General features: G+C 56.2%; 22 protein-coding genes and 1 tRNA gene. 16 read left to right on the top strand and 7 right to left on the bottom strand.

What is annotated here, in order from left to right; genetic code table 11:
* The first annotated feature begins 52 nt into the window (after window positions 1-52).
* From KFJ24_RS05775 to KFJ24_RS05795, 5 genes are all read left to right on the top strand, one after another.
* Window positions 53-1,120, top strand: a complete 1,068-nt coding sequence (locus KFJ24_RS05775) for an NAD(P)H-dependent glycerol-3-phosphate dehydrogenase (protein ID WP_250830115.1) — start codon at window positions 53-55, stop codon at window positions 1,118-1,120.
* A gap of 23 nt (window positions 1,121-1,143) precedes the next feature.
* On the top strand, window positions 1,144-1,593 hold the full coding sequence (locus tag KFJ24_RS05780; protein WP_250830116.1) for a SixA phosphatase family protein: 450 nt from the start codon (window positions 1,144-1,146) through the stop codon (window positions 1,591-1,593).
* 40 nt (window positions 1,594-1,633) lie between these two features.
* Window positions 1,634-2,530, top strand: a complete 897-nt coding sequence (locus tag KFJ24_RS05785; protein WP_250830117.1) for a radical SAM protein — start codon at window positions 1,634-1,636, stop codon at window positions 2,528-2,530.
* A gap of 24 nt (window positions 2,531-2,554) precedes the next feature.
* Window positions 2,555-3,121, top strand: a complete 567-nt coding sequence (locus tag KFJ24_RS05790; protein ID WP_250830118.1) for a DUF1285 domain-containing protein — start codon at window positions 2,555-2,557, stop codon at window positions 3,119-3,121.
* Window positions 3,122-3,321: 200 nt separating this feature from the next.
* Window positions 3,322-3,783 carry an FKBP-type peptidyl-prolyl cis-trans isomerase gene (locus KFJ24_RS05795; protein WP_250830119.1) on the top strand — a complete coding sequence of 154 codons (462 nt, stop codon included), beginning with the start codon at window positions 3,322-3,324 and terminating at the stop codon, window positions 3,781-3,783.
* A gap of 120 nt (window positions 3,784-3,903) precedes the next feature.
* Here the strand turns inward: KFJ24_RS05795 and KFJ24_RS05800 are convergent, their stop codons facing one another.
* Window positions 3,904-5,556, bottom strand: a complete 1,653-nt coding sequence (locus KFJ24_RS05800; protein ID WP_250830120.1) for an electron transfer flavoprotein-ubiquinone oxidoreductase — start codon at window positions 5,554-5,556, stop codon at window positions 3,904-3,906.
* Window positions 5,557-6,083: 527 nt separating this feature from the next.
* On the opposite strand from KFJ24_RS05800, the gene KFJ24_RS05805 reads away from it, so the two are divergent.
* From KFJ24_RS05805 to KFJ24_RS05815, 3 genes are all read left to right on the top strand, one after another.
* Window positions 6,084-6,833: an electron transfer flavoprotein subunit beta/FixA family protein gene (locus KFJ24_RS05805; RefSeq protein WP_250830121.1), complete on the top strand. Its 750-nt coding sequence runs from the start codon at window positions 6,084-6,086 to the stop codon at window positions 6,831-6,833.
* Complete coding sequence (locus tag KFJ24_RS05810; protein ID WP_064230432.1) at window positions 6,834-7,775, top strand: electron transfer flavoprotein subunit alpha/FixB family protein; 942 nt, start codon at window positions 6,834-6,836, stop codon at window positions 7,773-7,775.
* Between the two features lie 108 nt (window positions 7,776-7,883).
* Window positions 7,884-8,726: a putative RNA methyltransferase gene (locus KFJ24_RS05815; protein WP_250830122.1), complete on the top strand. Its 843-nt coding sequence runs from the start codon at window positions 7,884-7,886 to the stop codon at window positions 8,724-8,726.
* Window positions 8,727-8,736: 10 nt separating this feature from the next.
* Here the strand turns inward: KFJ24_RS05815 and KFJ24_RS05820 are convergent, their stop codons facing one another.
* On the bottom strand, window positions 8,737-9,213 hold the full coding sequence (locus KFJ24_RS05820) for a hypothetical protein (protein WP_250830123.1): 477 nt from the start codon (window positions 9,211-9,213) through the stop codon (window positions 8,737-8,739).
* A gap of 12 nt (window positions 9,214-9,225) precedes the next feature.
* On the bottom strand, window positions 9,226-9,555 hold the full coding sequence (locus tag KFJ24_RS05825) for a hypothetical protein (protein ID WP_250830124.1): 330 nt from the start codon (window positions 9,553-9,555) through the stop codon (window positions 9,226-9,228).
* A gap of 204 nt (window positions 9,556-9,759) precedes the next feature.
* Here KFJ24_RS05825 and KFJ24_RS05830 point away from each other — a divergent pair, with 204 nt between their 5' ends.
* Together KFJ24_RS05830 and KFJ24_RS05835 are read left to right on the top strand one after the other, a co-directional pair.
* Window positions 9,760-10,176 (top strand): hypothetical protein, encoded by a 417-nt coding sequence (locus tag KFJ24_RS05830; protein WP_250830125.1) that lies wholly within the window; start codon window positions 9,760-9,762, stop codon window positions 10,174-10,176.
* 44 nt (window positions 10,177-10,220) lie between these two features.
* Window positions 10,221-11,462, top strand: coding sequence for a saccharopine dehydrogenase family protein (locus KFJ24_RS05835; RefSeq protein WP_250830126.1), 1,242 nt, complete (start codon window positions 10,221-10,223; stop codon window positions 11,460-11,462).
* 16 nt (window positions 11,463-11,478) lie between these two features.
* Here the strand turns inward: KFJ24_RS05835 and cydC are convergent, their stop codons facing one another.
* The 4 genes from cydC to KFJ24_RS05855 all read right to left on the bottom strand — a co-directional run bounded on the left by cydC (window position 11,479) and on the right by KFJ24_RS05855 (window position 17,259).
* Window positions 11,479-13,095, bottom strand: a complete 1,617-nt coding sequence (gene cydC / locus KFJ24_RS05840) for a thiol reductant ABC exporter subunit CydC (RefSeq protein WP_250830127.1) — start codon at window positions 13,093-13,095, stop codon at window positions 11,479-11,481.
* Entirely contained in the window at window positions 13,088-14,737 is a 1,650-nt protein-coding gene (gene cydD / locus KFJ24_RS05845) for a thiol reductant ABC exporter subunit CydD (RefSeq protein ID WP_284709287.1), read from the bottom strand. The genes cydC and cydD overlap by 8 nt, the downstream gene beginning before the upstream one ends.
* Window positions 14,738-14,821: 84 nt before the next feature.
* A complete protein-coding gene (gene cydB / locus KFJ24_RS05850) occupies window positions 14,822-15,823 on the bottom strand; it encodes a cytochrome d ubiquinol oxidase subunit II (protein WP_250830129.1) in 1,002 nt (333 codons plus the stop codon).
* Between the two features lie 2 nt (window positions 15,824-15,825).
* On the bottom strand, window positions 15,826-17,259 hold the full coding sequence (locus KFJ24_RS05855; protein WP_250830130.1) for a cytochrome ubiquinol oxidase subunit I: 1,434 nt from the start codon (window positions 17,257-17,259) through the stop codon (window positions 15,826-15,828).
* Between the two features lie 183 nt (window positions 17,260-17,442).
* Between KFJ24_RS05855 and KFJ24_RS05860 the strand changes: the two genes are divergently transcribed.
* The 6 genes from KFJ24_RS05860 to KFJ24_RS05885 all read left to right on the top strand — a co-directional run bounded on the left by KFJ24_RS05860 (window position 17,443) and on the right by KFJ24_RS05885 (window position 20,136).
* Window positions 17,443-18,072: a class I SAM-dependent methyltransferase gene (locus KFJ24_RS05860; protein WP_250830131.1), complete on the top strand. Its 630-nt coding sequence runs from the start codon at window positions 17,443-17,445 to the stop codon at window positions 18,070-18,072.
* A gap of 79 nt (window positions 18,073-18,151) precedes the next feature.
* Window positions 18,152-18,238 (top strand) — tRNA-Leu (locus tag KFJ24_RS05865).
* Between the two features lie 215 nt (window positions 18,239-18,453).
* Window positions 18,454-18,759: a hypothetical protein gene (locus KFJ24_RS05870; RefSeq protein ID WP_250830132.1), complete on the top strand. Its 306-nt coding sequence runs from the start codon at window positions 18,454-18,456 to the stop codon at window positions 18,757-18,759.
* Window positions 18,760-18,832: 73 nt separating this feature from the next.
* On the top strand, window positions 18,833-18,973 hold the full coding sequence (locus KFJ24_RS05875; protein ID WP_250830133.1) for a hypothetical protein: 141 nt from the start codon (window positions 18,833-18,835) through the stop codon (window positions 18,971-18,973).
* 377 nt (window positions 18,974-19,350) lie between these two features.
* On the top strand, window positions 19,351-19,536 hold the full coding sequence (locus KFJ24_RS05880; protein ID WP_250830134.1) for a Flp family type IVb pilin: 186 nt from the start codon (window positions 19,351-19,353) through the stop codon (window positions 19,534-19,536).
* A 75-nt stretch (window positions 19,537-19,611) separates the two neighbouring features.
* Complete coding sequence (locus KFJ24_RS05885) at window positions 19,612-20,136, top strand: A24 family peptidase (RefSeq protein ID WP_250830135.1); 525 nt, start codon at window positions 19,612-19,614, stop codon at window positions 20,134-20,136.
* The last annotated feature ends 10 nt before the right edge of the window (window positions 20,137-20,146 follow it).

The following is a 20,146-nucleotide window of genomic DNA, read 5'->3' on the forward strand; positions in this document are numbered from 1 at the left end:
TAACGGGTACAATTCGGATTCTCACCCGATCAGACGACACAACGGATTAATTATGCCTGAAAAGAACGAGCCTCAAGACAACGGGGCCAGAGGGCCAGCACACGACGTTGCGGTTCTTGGTGGCGGCAGCTTCGGTACCGCCATGGCCAAGGTGCTGGGCGAAAATGGCCACCGCGTTCATTTCTGGATGCGTGATGAAGCCCAGGTGGAGGAAATACAGAATACGCGCGTCAACAGCCGCTATATGCCGGATGTCGAACTCAGCGGAGACATTCTTCCTACCACCGATCTCGCCGGTGCCGTCGATCGGGCGGAAGTCGTCTTTGTTGCCATTCCCAGCAAGGCCTTTCGCGCTGTTATCCGGGAGCACAGCGATGAGTTCCGCGATGGCCAGATTGTTGTCAGCCTCACCAAAGGCATCGAGGAACGCGGCTTCAAGCTCATGAGTGAGATTCTCCAGGAGGAGATTCCTCGCTGCCGAATTGGTGTCCTGAGCGGCCCGAACCTGGCCGGTGAGATTGTAAACCGCGATCTGACGGCAACGGTCATCGCTGCCAAGGACCCGGACGTTCGGCGTACCGTCCAGGACCTGCTTGGCTGTGAGTATTTTCGTGTTTACGCCAATGTCGATATCTATGGCGTCGAACTGGCCGGTGCACTGAAAAACATATACGCCATCGTGTCTGGACTGGCGACGGCGCTGGACATGGGCGAGAACGCCAAGGCCATGCTTATTACTCGCGGGCTCGCCGAAATGAGCCGCTTCGCAGTTAGCCTGGGCGCTAACCCGATGACTTTCATGGGGCTCGCCGGTGTCGGCGACCTGATTGTCACCTGTACGTCTTCCAAGAGCCGGAACTACCGTGTTGGCTATGCTGTAGGTAAGGGCAAAAATCTGGACGACGCAGTCGCCGAATTAGGGCAGGTCGCAGAAGGCATCTACACCCTGAAACTGGTGCAGGAAAAGTCTTCGGATATTGGTATATATATGCCTCTGGTGCGCGGCCTGTACGAGATTTTATATGGGACAGCCTCCATCAGTGCCGTTATTAACAGTCTTATGATGGCTGTTCAGAATTCCGATGTGGAATTCATTCTGCCGCGCACCATCAGCGAATAAGGCAATCGAGCGGAGGTTTGTCTGTGCAATTGCTCATCATGCGCCACGGTGAAGCCGGCTGGCACACGCTGGATCAGGAGCGTGAGCTGACCGAGTCTGGCAGAGATCATGTCGCGGAAGCGGCCGCACAAATTGCTGAATCTCCCTGGCGGCCGAAACTGATCTGGAGCAGCCCTTACATCAGGGCCAGACAGACCGCCGCCATTGCCTCGGAAATACTGAACTGCCCGGTGGCAGAAAAGCCATTTATCACCCCGGACGATGACCCGGGACAGTGCCTTGATGCGTTACTGGAAAGCGAGGTGTCGCCGCTTATGGTGATATCCCATATGCCTTTTGTTGGCAGTCTGGCTACTTTGCTGGTGGATGGTCACCGGCGAGGTATTCCGTTCATGACCTCCCAGGCTGTTCTGCTCGATATGCCGGTGGTGGGTCCCGGTTGCGCGGACTTGAAAGCCCAGTTTTTGCCCTGATCTCTCACCGCATCGGCACATTTTTTAGTGAGACCTCTGTATGTACAGCTTCCCGATTGATTACGTTGAGCCGGTCTTCCGGCCGCCCAGTGAAGCCAAATCCCTGATTCTCCCGGTAACCAATGGCTGCTCATGGAATAAATGTACGTTCTGCGAGATGTACACCCAGCCTCAGAAGAAGTTCCGGGCCCGTAAGCCGGATGACGTGCTCCAGGACATTGAGAATGCAGCCCGGAGCCTGGGCGGTGTTCGCCGGGTTTTCCTGGCGGATGGGGACGCCATGGTGTTACCCACGCGTCGGCTACTCGAAATTCTTCGCCAGCTTCGGAGTGCCTTTCCGGATCTGCAGCGGGTTTCCAGCTACTGCCTACCGCGCAACCTTGCAAAGAAAACTGTGGAAGAGCTGGCGCAGCTGAAAGAGGCTGGCTTAGAGATCCTCTATATCGGCATGGAATCCGGCGACGATGAAATCCTGCGCCGGGTCAACAAGGGCGAAACCTGGGAGTCCACCCGGTCGGCCCTGCTTAAAATCCGTGAAGCCGGCCTGACCAGTTCTGTCATGGTCCTGAATGGCCTGGGCGGCGAGACGCTTTCCCGGCAACATGCCATTAACACCGCCACGCTTTGCAACGAGACCCAGCCGGATTATCTGTCAACGCTGGTGGTGAGCTTCCCGCAAGGCGAAGAGCGCTTCCGGGAGGGCTTTGGCGACGATTTTGTACCGTTGTCCCAGCAGGGCCTGTTTGAGGAGATTCGTTTGTTCCTTGAAAACCTGGAACTTGAGAAAACGATCTTCCGTAGTGATCACGCCTCCAATTATCTGGTTCTCAAGGGCACTCTGGGCCGGGACAAGCAGAAAATGCTGGACCAGGTAAATCTGGCTATCACCAACCCCGGAGCAGCGCCACTTCGGGCGGAATGGATGCGCGGGTTGTAATTCACCTGGCCGGGAGCCACCTTTATGAGCACGAATCCGGAAAGTCTTGCATCACAGATTAAGGAAACCGTGAAAAATCCCGCCAATCCGCCTCTTGAACAATGGAATCCCGAGTTGTCCGGCGACATGGACTTACGCATCAGCCGGGACGGGCAGTGGATCTTCAAGGGCGAGCCGCTTGCACGGGAAGCGATCGTACGGCTGTTCTCCACCATTCTGCGCCGGGAAGATGATGGCGAGTATTACCTGGTGACACCGGTAGAGAAGTGGCGGATTCAGGTTGAGGACACCCCGCTTCTGGCCCATTCGCTGCAGGTGGAGGGGCAGGGCGACCGGCAGGTGATTTCACTCACCACTAACGTGGGCGAAAACCTGGAAATCGGCAAACACCATCCCCTCGAGATTGGCACTTACCCCGGCTCTCAAGAGCCCCGGCCGGTTGTCTGGCTTCGTCATGGCGTGGAAGCTCGCCTGGTTACTGCCGCCTATTACGATCTTGCGGAGCATGTTGTAGAGAGAAATGAGGACGGCCACCCGGTTCTGGGCGTGTTTAGTCACGGAATTTTCTACAAAATCGGGCAGAGTGGTTGAAAACCCCTACGGTGCCCCCAAAAATGACGGTAGAAAACGCACTATGTCACTTGTTAAACTGTGTTTTCATACTTGTTATGAGCCTGGCTCTCTAACGAGGCCCGGTGGTCGTTAGTCCCTCTGTGCAGTTTGGCTGTCCAAGATCACTTTCGATTGCCTTAATTCAACTAAACAGTCATTGCGACTCGCAAGGAGATCACATGGCCCAACCTCGTGTTGTCACCATCCATTACACGCTCACCAACGACCAGGGAGAAGAGCTTGATTCCTCCCGTGTAGAAGGTCGCGAGCCGCTGTCTTACCTGGAAGGTGCGCAGAACATTATCGGTGGACTGGAAAGTGCGCTGAACGAAAAGAACCCTGGCGATCAGGTCAAGGTATCTGTAGAGCCTGCTGAAGGCTATGGCGAAGTCAATGAAGAGCTGGTTCAGCCGGTTCCGCTTACCGCTTTCGAAGGTGTCGACACCATCGAGCCGGGCATGCAGTTCCAGGCACAGACTCCGGGCGGCCCTCAGGTTGTTCGTGTTGTGGAAGTTGGCGATGAGACCGTAACCATCGATGCCAACCATCCGCTGGCAGGCGAAACTCTGCACTTCGACGTTGAAGTTGTAGAAGCTCGCGAAGCGACTGACGAAGAGCAAGAGCACGGTCACGCTCACTAAGCTGTTCTGAAGCGTTATCGAAAACGGCTCCCACGGGAGCCGTTTTTTTATGGCTTGAAGAAAAATCCGAAGGCCAAAAAAAACGGCCCATGAAGGGCCGTTTTTAACCGGAATCCGAACTTACATATTCGGATAGTTGGGGCCGCCGCCACCTTCCGGGGTCACCCAGTTGATGTTCTGTGCAGGGTCCTTGATATCGCAGGTCTTGCAGTGAACACAGTTCTGGGCGTTGATCTGGAACTTCTTGCCGCTGCCGTCGTCTTTTTCGACCACTTCATACACGCCGGCCGGGCAGTAGCGTTGCGCGGGCTCGTTGTACTTTGGCAGGTTATCCCGCAGTGGGACCTCCGGATCAGTCAGTTGCAGGTGAACCGGCTGATCTTCCTCATGGTTGGTGTTTGAAATAAACACCGAGGTCAGGCGGTCAAAGGTCAGCTTGTTGTCCGGCCTCGGATAGCTGATCTGCTTCGCCTCGGAAGCAGGCTTCATAGTTGCATAGTCCGGCGTGGTGTCGTGGAAGGTAATCGGCAGACTGCCGCGCAGGATATTCTGCTCAAAGAAGGCGATCGCACCACCCACCACGTTGCCAAATTTGTGCATGGCCGGGCCGAAGTTACGCTCCGCATATAGCTCCTTGAACAGCCAGCTGTCTTCAAACTTCTTCTGGAAGCTGCTGATCTCTTCACCGCTCTTGCCGTCCTTGAGCGCCGCGAAAACTGCCTCTGCACCCAGCATGCCCGACTTCATGGCTGTGTGGGAGCCCTTGATCTTGGAACCGTTCAGGGTGCCGGCATCACAACCCAGCAGCAGGCCACCCGGGAAGCTCATCTTCGGCAGGGCGTTGTAGCCACCTTTGGTGATCGCGCGGGCGCCGTAGGAAACGCGCTTGCCGCCTTCGAGATATTTTTTGATTTCCGGGTGCAGTTTCAGGCGCTGGAATTCCTCGAACGGGCTCAAGTGCGGGTTGCTGTAGGAAAGATCCGTGATCAGGCCCACGTAAACCTGGCCGTTTTCCAGGTGATACAGGAAAGAACCGCCGGTGGAACCGCTCTCCTTCAGTGGCCAGCCGGTCGTATGCACAACCAGGCCCGGCTCGTGTTTGGACGGATCAATATCCCACAGCTCCTTGATACCGATGCCGTAGTGCTGCGGATCCTTGCCTTCGTCCAGCTTGAAATCGTTGACCAGACGCTTACCGAGGTGGCCGCGGCAGCCTTCTGTGAACAGGGTGTATTTGGCGCGCAGCTCCATACCCGGCATATAGCCGTCTTTTTCGGAACCGTCACGGGCTACGCCCATGTCACCGGTAATGATGCCTTTAACCTGGCCATCTTCAACGATGGTCTCGGAAGCCGCAAAGCCAGGATAAACTTCAACGCCCAGCTGTTCTGCCTGCTCGGCGAGCCAGCGGCACAGGTTACCGAGGCTGATAATATAGTTGCCGTGGTTGTGCATGTTCTTGGGCACAAAACCATTCGGGATCTTGGTCGCTTTGTCCTGGTCTTTCAGCAGGAAAATATCGTCGCGGGTGACCGGCGTGTTCAGCGGGGCACCTTTTTCTTTCCAGTCCGGAAAGAGCTCGTTGAGGGCAGTGGGCTCGAATACAGTACCGGCCAGGATGTGCGCGCCGATTTCAGACCCTTTCTCTACCACGCATACGGTCAGTTCATCGCCAGCTTCCTGTGCCAACTGCATGACACGACAAGCTGCCGACAGGCCAGCAGGGCCGCCGCCGACGATCAGAACATCAAATTCCATCGATTCGCGTTCCACGTTGGTCTCCTCAAACTTCTTGAATGGATATTGTGTGCCCACAGGCGAATTCAGGGGCGTCATCATACCGGTAAAAATGCCTATAGACGACTCTAAAAGGCTGAATTCGCCAACTCGTCCAGACAAAAGGATAGCGTATTTGAAGAATCAAACAAACGTTTGTTTGAAATTCTGGCTGACCTTTGGCATTGTACGTGAACACCGAAACATCGTGTGTTCTGAGTCGTTTTTTAGTATCGTCTCACGGCGATGCCGAGTCAACACCGGTCAATCGGCTTTAAAAACGCTCCTGGCGCGTCGAACGGGGCTATTGACCCGCTCAACCTTTGCCTGCAGTATTAGTCCGCCGTGACAGCAGGCCCCGCGTGAGGAAGCTGTTTGTAACGTTCGGTCTGAAGGCCCATAATTCTAGCTTCATACCGATACGACAGGAATCAAGAATGCTCTGTTAACCGCTACTGCGGGGTCCTTTAAAGAGTGTTTCTGATTGCGAGTCTTTAAACCCATCGTAGAAGAACGAGGAATCTATGAAGGTTCTGGTCGCTGTAAAACGAGTAATCGACTACAACGTAAAGGTGCGTGTCAAGCCGGACAACACTGGTGTTGATCTCGCCAACGTCAAGATGGCAATGAACCCGTTCTGTGAAATCGCGGTTGAAGAAGCGGTTCGCCTGAAGGAAAAGGGTGTTGCCAGTGAAATCGTGGTGGTTTCTATCGGCCCGAAAGCATGCCAGGAGCAGATTCGCACTGCACTTGCCCTGGGCGCGGACCGCGGTATCCACGTAGAAACAGATGAAGAGGTTCAGTCTCTCGAAGCGGCCAAGCTGCTGAAGTCTGTTGTCGAGAAGGAAGAGCCGAAAATGGTTATTCTCGGCAAGCAGTCCATTGATTCCGACAACAACCAGACTGGCCAGATGCTGGCCGCGCTGACCGGTATGGCTCAGGGCACCTTCGCTTCCGAAGTGGTTGTTGAAGGCGACAAGGTTAACGTTACCCGTGAGGTAGACGGTGGTCTGATGACCCTTTCCCTGAACCTGCCGGCGGTTGTTACCACCGACCTGCGTCTGAACGAGCCGCGCTACGCTTCTCTGCCGAATATCATGAAGGCCAAGAAGAAGCCGCTTGAGTCGGTGAGCCCGGCTGATCTGGGTGTCGACGTTGCTCCGCGCCTGTCCACTCTGAAGGTTGAAGCACCCGCTTCCCGTCAGGCAGGTGTCAAAGTGGCTGATGTTGCTGAGCTGGTCGATAAACTGAAGAACGAAGCGAAGGTGATCTAAATGAGCATCCTTGTAATTGCTGAACATGACAACAGCAGCCTGAAACAGGCTACCCTGAATGTTGTAGCGGCTGCCAAGGCCATCGGCGGAGACATCGACGTACTGGTTGCCGGTGAGAACTGTGGTGCCGTTGCTGAAGCAGCTGCCAAGGCCGAAGGCGTTAACAAGGTACTGGTTGCCGATAACGCTGCTTATGGTCACTTCCTGGGCGAAAACCTGGGTGAGCTGGTTGCCGAAGTAGGTAAGGGCTACAGCCACATCCTGGCCGCCGCTGGCACCGTGGGCAAAGACTTCATGCCACGTGTTGCTGCACTGCTGGACGTTGCCCAGGTTTCCGACATCATGCGTGTGGAGTCCGAAGACACCTTCGTTCGCCCGATCTACGCTGGTAACGCCATTGCCACTGTAAAATCCAGTGACAGCATCAAGGTGGTTACTGTTCGTCCGACCGCGTTCGACCCGGTTGCTGGCGAAGGTGGCTCTGCCGCCGTTGAACAACTGGACGTTGTAAAAGACGCTGGCCTGTCCCAGTTCGTAAGCGAAGAGCTGGCCAAGTCTGACCGTCCTGATCTGGCAAGCGCCGGTATCGTTGTTTCCGGTGGTCGCGGCATGCAGAACGGCGACAACTTCAAGATGCTGGAGCAGGTTGCCGATCTGATGGGCGCAGCTGTTGGCGCTTCCCGTGCTGCGGTTGACGCCGGCTTCGTTCCGAACGACATGCAGGTTGGCCAGACCGGTAAGATTGTTGCTCCGCAGCTTTACATCGCTGTTGGTATTTCCGGTGCCATCCAGCACCTGGCCGGTATGTCTGACTCCAAGGTGATCGTTGCGATCAACAAGGATGAAGAAGCTCCGATCTTCCAGGTTGCCGATTACGGCCTGGTAGCGGACCTGTTCGAAGCAGTTCCGCAGCTTGAAGAAGAGCTGAAGAAAGTTCTGTAACTTTCTGAATAGCTTGAAAAAGGCACCTACGGGTGCCTTTTTTGTTGGGTGCTCATAAAATACCACCCATGAAAACGATTTCTGGATGCCTGAACGGATACGAGAGCAATGACGATAACCCCCTTTGACGCTTTGGCCTGTCCGCTGGACGGATGCCCTCTCGCCCCCATAGACAAAAGCTGGCGCTGTGAAAATGGGCACAGCTTTGATGTGGCCCGTCAGGGGTACGTGCATCTTTTACCGGTTCAAAAGAAACGCTCACTGGAGCCTGGCGACAGCAAGGAGATGGTGGCCGCCCGCCAAAGATTCCTGAATGAAGGTTTTTACGAGCCGATTTCCCATGCGGTAAACGACGCTGTTATTGAAGCGCTGCCCACTGACCGAGTTGTCTCGATACTGGATGCAGGTTCAGGTGAAGGGTATTACCTCCGCCGGCTGGCATCTTCCGTTGACGGCCAAAACAGTCTTTCCCTGATGGGTGTCGATATATCGAAATGGGCGGTATTGGCGGCAGCAAAACAGGATCGCCGGGTACGATGGGTGGTAGGAAGCAACGCCAACCTGCCAGCCTTGCAGGCGTCGGTTGATCTGGTTCTTTGCCTGTTTGGTTTCCCGGTCTACAGCGAGTTTTCCAGAGTGCTCAGGCCCGGTGGACAACTGGTGCAGGTTGATGCCGGGGCAGATCACCTCCGGGAACTGCGTGAGGTTATCTATCCCGAGTTGAAACCATCCGGTGAGGCCGGGGCAATGTCTCCTGATGGCTTTCGCCTGATCGATTCCACAGCGTTACGATTTGAGGTTTCCCTGCCTGACAAGGAACGGATTGCGGACCTGCTGGCGATGACTCCACATCTTTACCGGGCCAATGCCGAGGGTCTTGAGAAAGCAGCCGCACTTGAATCACTGGACGTCACCGTGGACGTGGTACTGAAGCGTTTTGAGAAGTTGTGATTCCAGGCAATCAGCGGCTACCGTCTGCAGAACCTTTCTCTCCGGGTTTTCTGGAGACAATCCGCTTTTCCGCCTTCCCGATAATCAGGGTATCCGCCAGGATGTGCAGGGCCTTGTTCGTGGTCCGCACGGTCCGATAGATTTGTTGGCTGGTCTCATCGTGCGTTTCCCTTGCCTTGCGTGCGCTCTTCCGGAATTCTTCATCCCGGGAGAATAGGTCGATCAGGCCAAACGTGGTGTTCGAGATAGCTTTATGCAGCTTTTCGACGGCACTGGCACCGCCGGACACGGAATCTTCCAGAAGTCTGGCCCGGTTCCGAACCTCCATAAGATCCATTCGGCTTTTCTGGATAGCACTGTTTGCTGCACGGCGGTGAGAGTTCAGGATTCTGGTCTGTCTGCGGCAGAGCAGGAGCTGCCAATAGGCATAGCAGAGCCCACCGGTGGCAATGAGAAGCAGGGCGGACGCAATGGCTGTAGTGATCATGATGCAGTGCTCCTATCGATATTCAATCTGCATTTTCACGTCAATTTCCCGTTCGGCCAGTTCTTCCTCAAGTTCCTTCATCACTTCCTGATAAACCATTTTGCGGACCATCACAGGCAGCTTGTCTGCCAACACACGGGCCGACCGGGATTCGCGCTTGGCCAGGGCAATCGGATTCACTACCCGTAACGTAAGAATGAGCTCCGGGTCTTGCTCCGGGCCTGTTATGTTGTCGCTCTCCATCATCTGGGCAATGAGCTTGCGTTGTTCCCGAACCTGCCAGCATAGAAATCCGCTGAAAAGAACGAGTAGCAGGCTGAGTATTACCAGGAATGTGGTCAAATCGAACCTCCACGGTATCGTGCAATTGGTGCCCTGCAGTTTGCCTGAGTACGGATGACAAGCGATTGGCCCGGACGACGTCAGTGGGAATGCGCCCGGGAAAGTAGACCGGCGGCAAAACTGGCAAGATCGTTTGCAGTATGATCTGTCACTATGCAGAATCAAACAGTTAAGACCGACCACCTAACGCTAAAGGAAGAAATCATGGTTTGGTTCAAGGCATTGATTGCCGGTTTCCTGGCAACCCTTATTTTTCATCAGGGTCTCTTTATGGTGTTCTATTTGGGCGGTATGGTCCCGGTTGCACCGTTTAATCTGGCTCCCGTTCCACCATTCGGAGTACCGGCAGTTGTGTCTCTGGCTTTCTTCGGCGGGCTCTGGGGCATTGTACTTTGGCTGATTCTCGGCCGCCTGGCCGGCATAGGGTTCTGGCTGGGGCATGTTCTGCTGGGTGCTATTGGCCCGACCGCCGTCGCTATGCTGGTGGTCTTTCCCATGAAGGGGCTTGATGTCTCGGCACAAACCTGGGTGGGCGGTTTGATGTTGAACGGCTTCTGGGGGCTCGGTGTTGCCATGTTCATGCGTCTTATGGGCGCTCGGGCGCCAGCCTCCGCCGCCTGACCCCATTTCGTACACTCAATCACACAGTACAGTAAGGATGAGCAATGACTAAAACAGCAGAAACGACCTACGACCTGGTTGTGTTCGGCGCCACCAGTTTTGTAGGGCAGATACTTACTCGTTATTTGCTCGACACCTACGGAGTGGGTAAATCAGTTAACTGGGCTATTGCCGGCCGCTCTGAAGGAAAACTGAACACGCTGAAAAACGGGTTAGGCAAAGACGGAGCAGCGCTTCCTGTCATTCTCGCCGACGCCGCGGATGAGAGCAGCCTCAAAAGCATGTGCGAACAGACCCGTGTCATTATTTCTACGGTTGGCCCTTATGCGCTCTATGGTGAACCACTGGTACAGGCCTGTGTCCGCGCCGGAACCGATTACTGCGATCTGACTGGCGAGGTTCAGTGGATCCGTAAAATGGTAGATCGTTACGAGGATGAGGCGAAGGCCTCCGGGGCCCGAATTGTCCATTGTTGCGGCTTCGACTCCATTCCTTCGGATATGGGAGTGTGGTTCCTGCAGAATCAGTCAGAGGAGCTCTTTGGCACGCCTTGCCAGGATGTCCGCATGCGGGTCAAGGTTATGAAAGGTGAGTTCTCGGGTGGCACTGTGGCATCGATGATGAACATTGCCAAAGAAGCGGCGGCAGATCCGAAGTTGCGCAAGGAGCTTGCCAACCCGTTTTCCATCTGCCCACCGGATCACCGGTCTGAGACGCGGCAGCCGAGCCTGAAAGGCGCCGAGTACGACAAAACGTTTGATGCCTGGCTGGCACCATTTGTGATGGGCGCAATCAATACCCGGATTGTTCACCGTTCAAACGCGCTGCAAAACGCGCGCTACGGCAAAGAGTTCACCTATGACGAGGCCATGATGACTGGCCGCGGAATGAAAGGGCGACTGGCCGCTTACGGTATAACAGGGGGCCTCGGCGCGTTCTTCACGGCCTCTGCCATCAAGCCCACTCGCTGGCTGGTAGAAAAGTTTGTACCACAGCCGGGTGAAGGTCCAAGCCCGGAGGCCCAGGAAGCAGGTTACTACGATCTGCGGTTTGTTGGCCGTACAGCAGACGGCAAGACCATCATCACCAAGGTGACAGGAGACAGGGACCCCGGCTACGGCTCGACCAGCAAGATGCTGGGTGAAGCGGGCATGTGTCTGGCCTTCGATTTGCCAGCCGACCAGCCGGGCGGCTTCTGGACGCCTTCATCGCTGCTGGACGGTAAACTGATGGAGCGTCTGACCAGCAAGGCCGGGCTGACTTTTGACGTGCTCGAGACCCGTTAAAACCGGGTACTGACGTCTATAAGTGAATCACGTGGTCGGTGTCCGGAAGGGCATCCGGCCCGTGGGCCAGGCTGATCACCGTTCTGCCTTCGAGCCACCGGTTCAATCTCTGGCTGATGGCCGTTCGGGTTCCCGCGTCAACGCCGGTAAACGGTTCGTCAAGGATCAGCAACTGAGCCCGGCTTAGCAGCACCCGACCCAGAGCAATACGCCGGGCCTCGCCACCGGACAGACGGCTGCCGGCGCTACCCAACCAGGTATCAAGCTGATCCGGCTCGTTGGCAAATCGATCGGCCATCCCCACCAGCTCAAGCACACGCCAGAGCTCGGCATCGCCGGCCTCGGGATTCCCCAACAACAGATTCGCCCGGAGCGTATCCTCGAAAAGAACGGTGCTCTGAGTGAGGTAGCTAAATTTCTCGGTCACCACGGTCCCACGAAATGGCGTTACAAGACCGGCAAAGGTGTCAGCCAGGGACGATTTGCCACTGCCGGAATGCCCGATAATCCCAAGCCGCTCGCCCTTTTTCAGCTGCAAATCAAAGTGAGTAAACAGCGGGGCATGATCGTCGTGTTTCACGCTTAGATCCTGCGCCAGCAATGACAGACCCGGGGGGAGTTTCTCCCGTGAGTGCCCGACGGTCGTCAGCTCCTCCGGCGGCTGGCTGCCATGGTTCAACCGGTTAGCCGAGGCCTGGGTACCTCCAAGTTTGCCGAAGGCGTCTGGAAGCATCCCGTAGATTTCCGCCAGTCCCAGCAGCGCAATAGGCAGCAAAACCAGCACCGGCCCGGAGACCAGCCCTTTTTCGAAAAGCGTAAAGCCCGTCCACAGGGCGAATACCGCCGCAAGATTTATCAACAAATGGGTCATAGCCTGATGCCAGCCCACCCGGCCATCGGCCTTCGCCTGTTCTGATGTAAACCGGTGTGCCTGTCGCATCAGCCAGGCTGCATGTTTTCCCGTCCGCCCCGCAGCTGTCAGCTCCGCAAAGCCTTCGAGGTGCTCTACCACAGCCGTGCGGAGCTGCTCCTGCCGGTCGCTTTGCCGTCGGGCGATTCCGGCGGTGCGGAGATAAACACCAAGCGTTGCCAGTAGCAGGGCAGCCGCAAGAATACTTGCGAGGCCAAGTGCGATCACGCCATCGAACAGAATGCCTGTCACAACGACCACCACGGCCGTTACCAGGAGCGCCAGCGAGAAAGGGGCTATAAGCCGGAGATAGAGGGTATCCAGGGCGTCTACATCGCTCGTTAGCCTGGACAGCCATTGTGCGCCGGTAAGGCTGCTACGATTCCCACGACTGGCTGTTGATAGTTTACCGAACAGGTCAACGCGTATATCCGTCAGCAGGCGCAGCACGGTGTCGTGGTTATAGACCCGCTCCAGATACCGTGAGACCGTTCTGGAAATCGCAAAGAACCGGATACCACCACCTGGCACGTAAAGATTAATACTGGCCTGAAGACCGGCAGCCAGAGCAAGACCAACCAGGGCTGTCTCGGTTATGAACCAGCCGGAAAGCGCCAGCAGGCCGATGCCGGAAAGCAGAGTCAGGAAAATCAACACACCACCCAGAACGAGACGACCGGGTCGGCAGAAAATCAGTCGCAGCCATGGCATGAGTTCATGCATCGCGAACCTCCCCGTCAGAGACCAGCAAGACCCGGTTCGCCAGCGTCAGAAGCGCGTGATGATGAGTGGAAAAAATGAGTGTCTTGCCGGCCAGGGCAAGCTTTCTCAGGCTCGCCAGTACAAAGGCCTCACTGTCTGCATCCAGGCCTGCCGTAGGCTCGTCCAGCAGGATAAGATCATAATCCGCAACGAAGATTCTCGCCAGGCTCAGGCGTCGCGCCTGGCCGCCGGAGAGTCCCTGTCCGTCTTCCGACACTTGACTGTAGATACCGTCTTTTCGGTCTCCCAAAAGCGGTCCGAGCCCGACATTGTGCAGTGCCGTTTCAATGGCAATGTCGGATGCATCGGGGGTAGTTAGCCGGAGATTGTCCGCCCAGGTGCCATGTACCAGAAACCCGGTTTGTCCCAACCAGCCAAAGCTGAACTCACCGGGAGCCTGACCAAGAACTACGATAGAGCCTGCGTCCGGACGCATGAATCCGGCCAATAGGTGGAGCAGGGAAGACTTGCCTCCGCCAGAGGGTCCTGTAAGCGCAACACACTCGCCTCGCTGGACAGTGAGGCCAAGGTTGCGAAGAATCGGTTTGCCTTCCTGATAGGCAAGAGAAACCCCGTCAACGCGAATCTCGTCGCAATTATCGGTAGGGCGGTCGCCGGCAACCCCCTCAACAGGACGTTTACCTTCATAATCCGTGTTCAGCCTGGCCAGTATTTCCGCCCCCGCGCCCAACGCTGCAGCCCGGTCATGATAGTGCTGTGAGAGTGTCCGCAGCGGCTGAAAAAATTCCGGTGCCAGTAGCAGAATCAGCAGGCCGGAAAACAGCGTAAGTTCGTCCGACGGCCCATAGGTGATTGAGCCCAACAGCCCAAAGCCTAGGTAAATCGCAACGACGGCGATTGCAACGGAGGAGAAAAACTCCAGTACTGCCGAAGAGAGAAACGCCACCCGGAGTGTCTTCATGGTGATATATCGGTAGCGGTCTGACCGCTTCCGGATAAGCTCAGTGGCCTCCGAAGTCTGACCAAAGAGCTGCAACGTGGTAATCCCGCGCACCTTGTCCAGAAACTGTCCGGAGAGCCGGCTGATGGTCTCGAAATGCTGCTGGTTCAGTTTCTCCGCGCCCATCCCGACCAATGCCATGAAGAGAGGGATGAGCGGCGCAGAGAGCAGCAGAAAAATACCGGCCAGCCAGTCCAGGTAAAAGACCAGGACCAGGATGGTCAGCGGCACAATCAGGGAGAGGGTCATTTGGGGCAGAAAGCGGGCGAAGTAGCCGTGCAGCGCCTCGACATGATCAATCCACTCGCGGGCCAGTTCGCCCGCAGACGAATGCCCGATGGCCACAGGGCCGGTCCGTTGCCAGTGACGATGAATCTGTCGTCTGGCATCGACACGGACGTGCTCACTGCAACCGGCAGCGAAACGCGCCTGACACCCCTGGGCGAGGGCGCGTAGAACAATAGCCAATATGAGACCAGCGAAAAGCGGTGACAGGCTGGCAACGGGAATATCTTCAATAATGCCCTGATGGACAATGCGCGCCAGGAAGACCATCTGGGCAATGGTCGCTAAGCCGACGACAATTCCCGCAAGCACAGTTGCCCGAATCCACCGCCGGTTGCTTTGGGCGAGCGCTGCCAGCCAGTTTTTAACCTGGCCAGGGTCGGGGGCCGGAGAAACCTCCCCAGCTCCTGCCCGTTCGCGTTCGCCCGGATGCCCTGCCACTTAGTGGTAGCCTTCGCCCGCGCGAACCTTGCCCCGGAATACCCAGTAGGTCCATGCGGTGTAAGCCAGCACAATAGGAATCACGAACAACAGCCCAAGCAGCAGGAAGAGCTGGGACTCATACGCTGAAGCGGCTTCCCACAGTGTGTAGTCCGGTGGCACCACATAGGGCCAGCGACTGACGACCAGGCCCAGATAGGTGGTAATGAAGAGCCCCATGGTGGCGACAAACGGCAATCCCTCATAACGGCCGCGTACGGAACGGAAGATCTGATAGGCACACAGCAGGGTGAGCACCGGAAGAATCCAGATCACGCTCAGGTTGGAGAACCAGCGGTCCCGGACCAGTTCGTCCACAAACGGCGTCCATACGCTGATGAGCCCGAAAACCACAAGCACTGCAGCCAACAGGGGCAATGTGATCCTGTAGGCCCATTCCTGCAGCCGGCCCTCGGTCTTCAGGATCAGCCAGGTGGATCCGAGCAGGGAATAGCCGGCAAGCATGCCAAGGCCGGTAAGCACGGTAAACGGCGTAAGCCAGTCCAGCGCACCACCCACGTAGACACCATTCGCCGTTTCAAAGCCCTGGATATAGGCGCCAACCACCGCTCCCTGGGCGAAGGCAGCCACGGTGGAACCACCGGCAAAGGCCCAGTTCCAGAGGTACCGGGAGGTGCGGGCCTTGAAGCGGAACTCAAAGGCCACGCCCCGGAAGATCAGGCCGGCCAGCAGCAGGAAAACACCAATATAGAGTGCGGGCAGGAAGATGGAGTACACCATCGGGAAGGCCGCGAGCAGTCCGGCGCCACCCAGTACCAGCCAGGTCTCGTTGCCGTCCCATACCGGCGCTACGGAATTCATCATGGTATCCCGAGCTTCTTCGTTGGGCGCGAAGGGAAAGAGAATGCCTACGCCCAGATCGAATCCGTCCATCAGCACATACATGATGATCCCGAAGCCGATGATAAACGCCCAGATCAAGGGCAGATCAAACAGTTCCATAATCAGAGACCTCCCTGGTTGGCCGGTTTACGGTGATGATCGTCTTCTTCAATTTCAAACGGCACATGGGCCGCCGAGAATGGCCGCTTGGGCCGCTCGGCTTCGTGCTCGTCCTCATCATGACGCTCTTCCAGACCCACATAGAGAACCCGCATCAGATAATAAACGCCGGCGGTGAACACCAGACCGTAGACAACGATATAGCCGATGAGCGTAAAGAGCGCCATGCCACCGGTAAGGGAAGGCGTGACTGACTCCGCCTGGCTCATGATCCCGTAGACCAACCAGGGGGCACGGCCCACTTCGGTGACGAACCAGCCACTGAGCACCGCAAAGAACGGGGCAATACTCATGAACCGGAGTCCCTGGAGGAACCACGGATTACGTGCATACCGACCACCGGCCCGCAAAAGCAGACCCGCCACGGCAAAGGCAATCATCAGCATGCCCAGAGCCACCATTACCCGGAACGACCAGAACACGATGGCGACCGGAGGTTGCTCCTCAACCGGCACGTCCTTCAGGCCTGGCACCTCACCATTCCAATCGTGGGTGAGAATCATACTGGCAAGGCTGGGAATGCCAATTTCGTATAGGTTTCGCTGGTTTTCCTGGTCCGGAATCGCGAACAGGAGGAGCGGGACATTTCGTGAGGTTTCCCAGTTACCCTCCATCGCTGCCACTTTCGTGGGCTGGTGTTCCAACGTGTTCAAGCCATGAAAATCTCCCACAACCAACTGGGCCGGGGCAATAAAGAGCAACAACCAGAGACACATGGACAGCGCCTTTCGGTTGGCTTCAACCTCTCGGCCGAGCAGCAGATACCAGGCACTCACCCCGGCGACCACAAATCCGCCGGTCAGGAAGGATGCCAGCGCCATATGCATGAAGCGATAGGGGAAGGAGGGATTGAAGATGGCCTCGCTCCAGGAGGTAACATGAAAAACGCCTTCGCGCAGTTCAAACCCGGCCGGAGTTTGCATCCAGCTGTTGGCCGAAAGAATCCAGAACGAAGAGATAAAGGTACCGGTTGCCACCATGATCGCCGCAAACAGGTGCAGTCCCGCCGGAACCTTATCCCGGCCGAACAGCAACACCCCCAGAAACGCCGCTTCCAGGAAAAAGGCGGTGACGACCTCATAACTCAGGATAGGCCCGAGATAGTTGGCCGTTGCCTGGGCGAAGTTGCTCCAGTTTGTGCCGAACTGGAACGACATCACAATGCCCGAAACCACGCCCATACCAAAGACGACGGCGAATACCCTGGTCCAAAACGCAGACAGCTTAATCCACACCGGATTTTCTGTTTTGAAGGCAAGGCCCTCGAGTACAGCGATATAGGAGGCAAGACCGATAGTAAATACCGGAAAAATAGCGTGAAACGACACCACAAATGCGAACTGGATTCGCGATAGGATAAGAGGATCTAGTTCCATGGGAACCCTCCGGTAACTCACACATCAAAAAAAACGGGGACAAGCTTCCCGTTCGGCCGCTGCCTGGGCTCATATTGTGTATTGTTATTACCGGCAGTTAGTTGCCATGCTACTTAAACTACGGGCAAATCCGATAGGGGCATCTTGTCGCAGCCTTGATTTACAACAATTGTGGTGAAGCAAATGAGCTTTTACGAAGACCGGATACTCCCTCACATAATAGACAGCGCCTGCTCCATGGGCCAGGTTATGAAACTGCGCAGTCAGGTGGTTCCTCATGCCAGGGGAACGGTCCTTGAAGTAGGTATGGGCTCTGCCATCAATCTTGAGTTTTATGATGCGAACAGCGTCGACCTTGTTTACGGCCTGGAACCCTCCCACGGCATGCGCCGGAAAGCGCAGCAGAACCTGGCGCGCTCCCCCATCAACGTTGAATGGCTGGATTTACCCGGTGAGAAAATCCCGCTGGCGGATGAAAGCGTGGATACCGTGTTGCTGACATTCACCCTGTGCACCATCCCGGACTGGAACGCAGCCCTTGAGCAAATGAAGCGGGTGCTAAAACCCGGGGGCGAATTGCTGTTCCTGGAACATGGTGAATCCCCGGATACCGGCATCCGGAAATGGCAGCATCGGATAACCCCTGGATGGAAAAAACTGGCTGGCGGCTGCCACCTGAACCGCGACATCGCCGACCTGATTCGCCGAGGGGGATTTGAAATCAAGGAACTCGAAAACCTCTATATCCCGAAGTCGCCAAGGATAGCCGGTTACGTCTATAAAGGCCGGGCCGTAAAGTCAGTAGAAGCCTGATTTTCAGGGGAGAAGGGAATCGGAATTGCGTTACCGAACGCGCCCTTATACAATTCTGCCCGTCCAACCCCCCCCCGATGCTCCGGTGGTGAAATTGGTAGACACAAGAGACTTAAAATCTCTCGGCCGCAAGGCTGTGCCGGTTCGATTCCGGCCCGGAGCACCATTTCAAAGACCCTCACTAATCGCAGCCGCCCCAGAAAGCCAATAAACACAGGGCTTGGCGGGGAATTGACGATCAGAGCCGTACCAGACTAATCCACACTATAATTGCTTTTCTTGTACCCCTCTTTGTGCCCTCACAGTTCGGGGGTACACAGAGGGACAGGAAATGAAGCGTTCAGGCATCAAGCGACTGCCACTGGCGTGGAGAGTCTGACGATGCCGGAGCGTGACTACGACCCACGGTACGTGTACTTCGATTATCCCTCTGGCGCCAGGAAGAGCCAGCTTCTGGATTACTTCGACGATGAGTGCACGGCGTTCTTTATCTGCCCGACCTACAACGGTGAGTTACCGGAGCGCGTGAATGTGGCGTTCAAGTGGGTGAGCGAGGACGAGTTGTTCGACATTTTCCGGGCTGAGTGTCCTGAAGCGGTATTGGAGTTCTTTCACACAAAGCCGGTGACTGAATGGCGTATTTCTGGGTCGCCCATCCTACCGTTCCTGGCCGGCCGGTGCGGGTAAAGCGCGGGCCTTTGGCCCGCCTGTTCCGCCCCCCGGCATACCGCAACACCTGACGCCCCTGGTTCACTACCACATGCAGGACACCATCTCAGAGGGTGGCCGACAGATTGCCAACCTGTGTCACCGGGGTGTCGCCAAGACCACGGTCATGGGTGAGTACCTGTTCCTCTACATCGCCATTTATGGAGAGCTGCCCGGATCGACGGTTGATTGATAAACCTCGGCTCAATGATATTACACATAGTTAATGCGGGTTTAATGTTTGTGCTTTTTACTTTAGGGTGTGCCGAGCTTCGCATGGAGCTTTTTTGTGCCGATATCGCTTTATTTATTATAGGGTTACCGGGCTGCCCGCTTTCATCAATTGATCTCAATCACTATTTGGGCCTGTTTGTCGTCACTATTGCGGCGGACCTGTATAACAATTTGATTCTGGTCAATTTTACCTTCCGCCGGGAGGGTACGGTGATCTTTGGCAGACGGGTGATCGTTCGGCGCTGCGAATATGGTCCCAGGCGGGCATGCCAGCTGAAAGTAGTCCGGTAGCTGAAAAGTCAGTGCCAGGCAATTACAAAACGCAAGGAGATTGCAATGAAAAACATCATCGAAAAATTTATTAAAGACGAGTCCGGCGCCAGCATGGTCGAGTACGCCGTTCTGGTGGCTCTGATCGCTGCCGCTTCCATCGTCATCATCGGCGTGCTTGGCAACGAGATTAACGATGCCTTCAACAGTGTGGTCACGGAACTACAGAAGGGCGACGCAGAATCAGGGTAATACCGAACCGGCAGCGTACGCCGGGTCAAAAGGCGGGCAGCTGAGGCTGCCCGCCTTTTGTCTGGGAGATAAGTCATGACGCAACCCATGATCACTGTCACCGCGCTCCTGTTGTTGCTGGTTCCCGCAGTGGTCAGCGACCTGCGCTATCGCCGCATTCCCAATCTGCTGGTTTTTCCGGCGTGGGCGCTCGCCCTGGTGTTGGGCGTGGTGGTGAATGGCGTTACCGGCGGACTGGACGCACTGACCGGTATGGGCTCCGCCCTGCTGGTGGGATTGCCGTTCTGGTTGGTCGGCTGGATCGGTGGCGGTGACGTAAAGCTGGTGGCGGCGATCGGGGCGCTGGTGGGTCCCGAACTGGTCTGGCCGATACTGGCGGCCATCGGCATCAGTGGGTTGTTTCTCGCGCTTGGCGCCTTGCTTCATGAAGGCATTCTCGGTTCCGCCGTCAGGCGGTACTGGGCATCGCTGTCACTAAGCATGGTTTCGCGGCGCGGGGTGTATGTACGGCCAGACGAGGCCGAGCAAGACGTTCGGCTTCCCTATGCTCTCGCTATAGCGGTGGGCACGATCGCCACATACGGGTGGATCGCATTTTGAAGCAAGGGCC

The sequence above is a fragment of the Marinobacter sediminum genome, from assembly GCF_023657445.1.
Taxonomy (GTDB): domain Bacteria; phylum Pseudomonadota; class Gammaproteobacteria; order Pseudomonadales; family Oleiphilaceae; genus Marinobacter; species Marinobacter sediminum_A.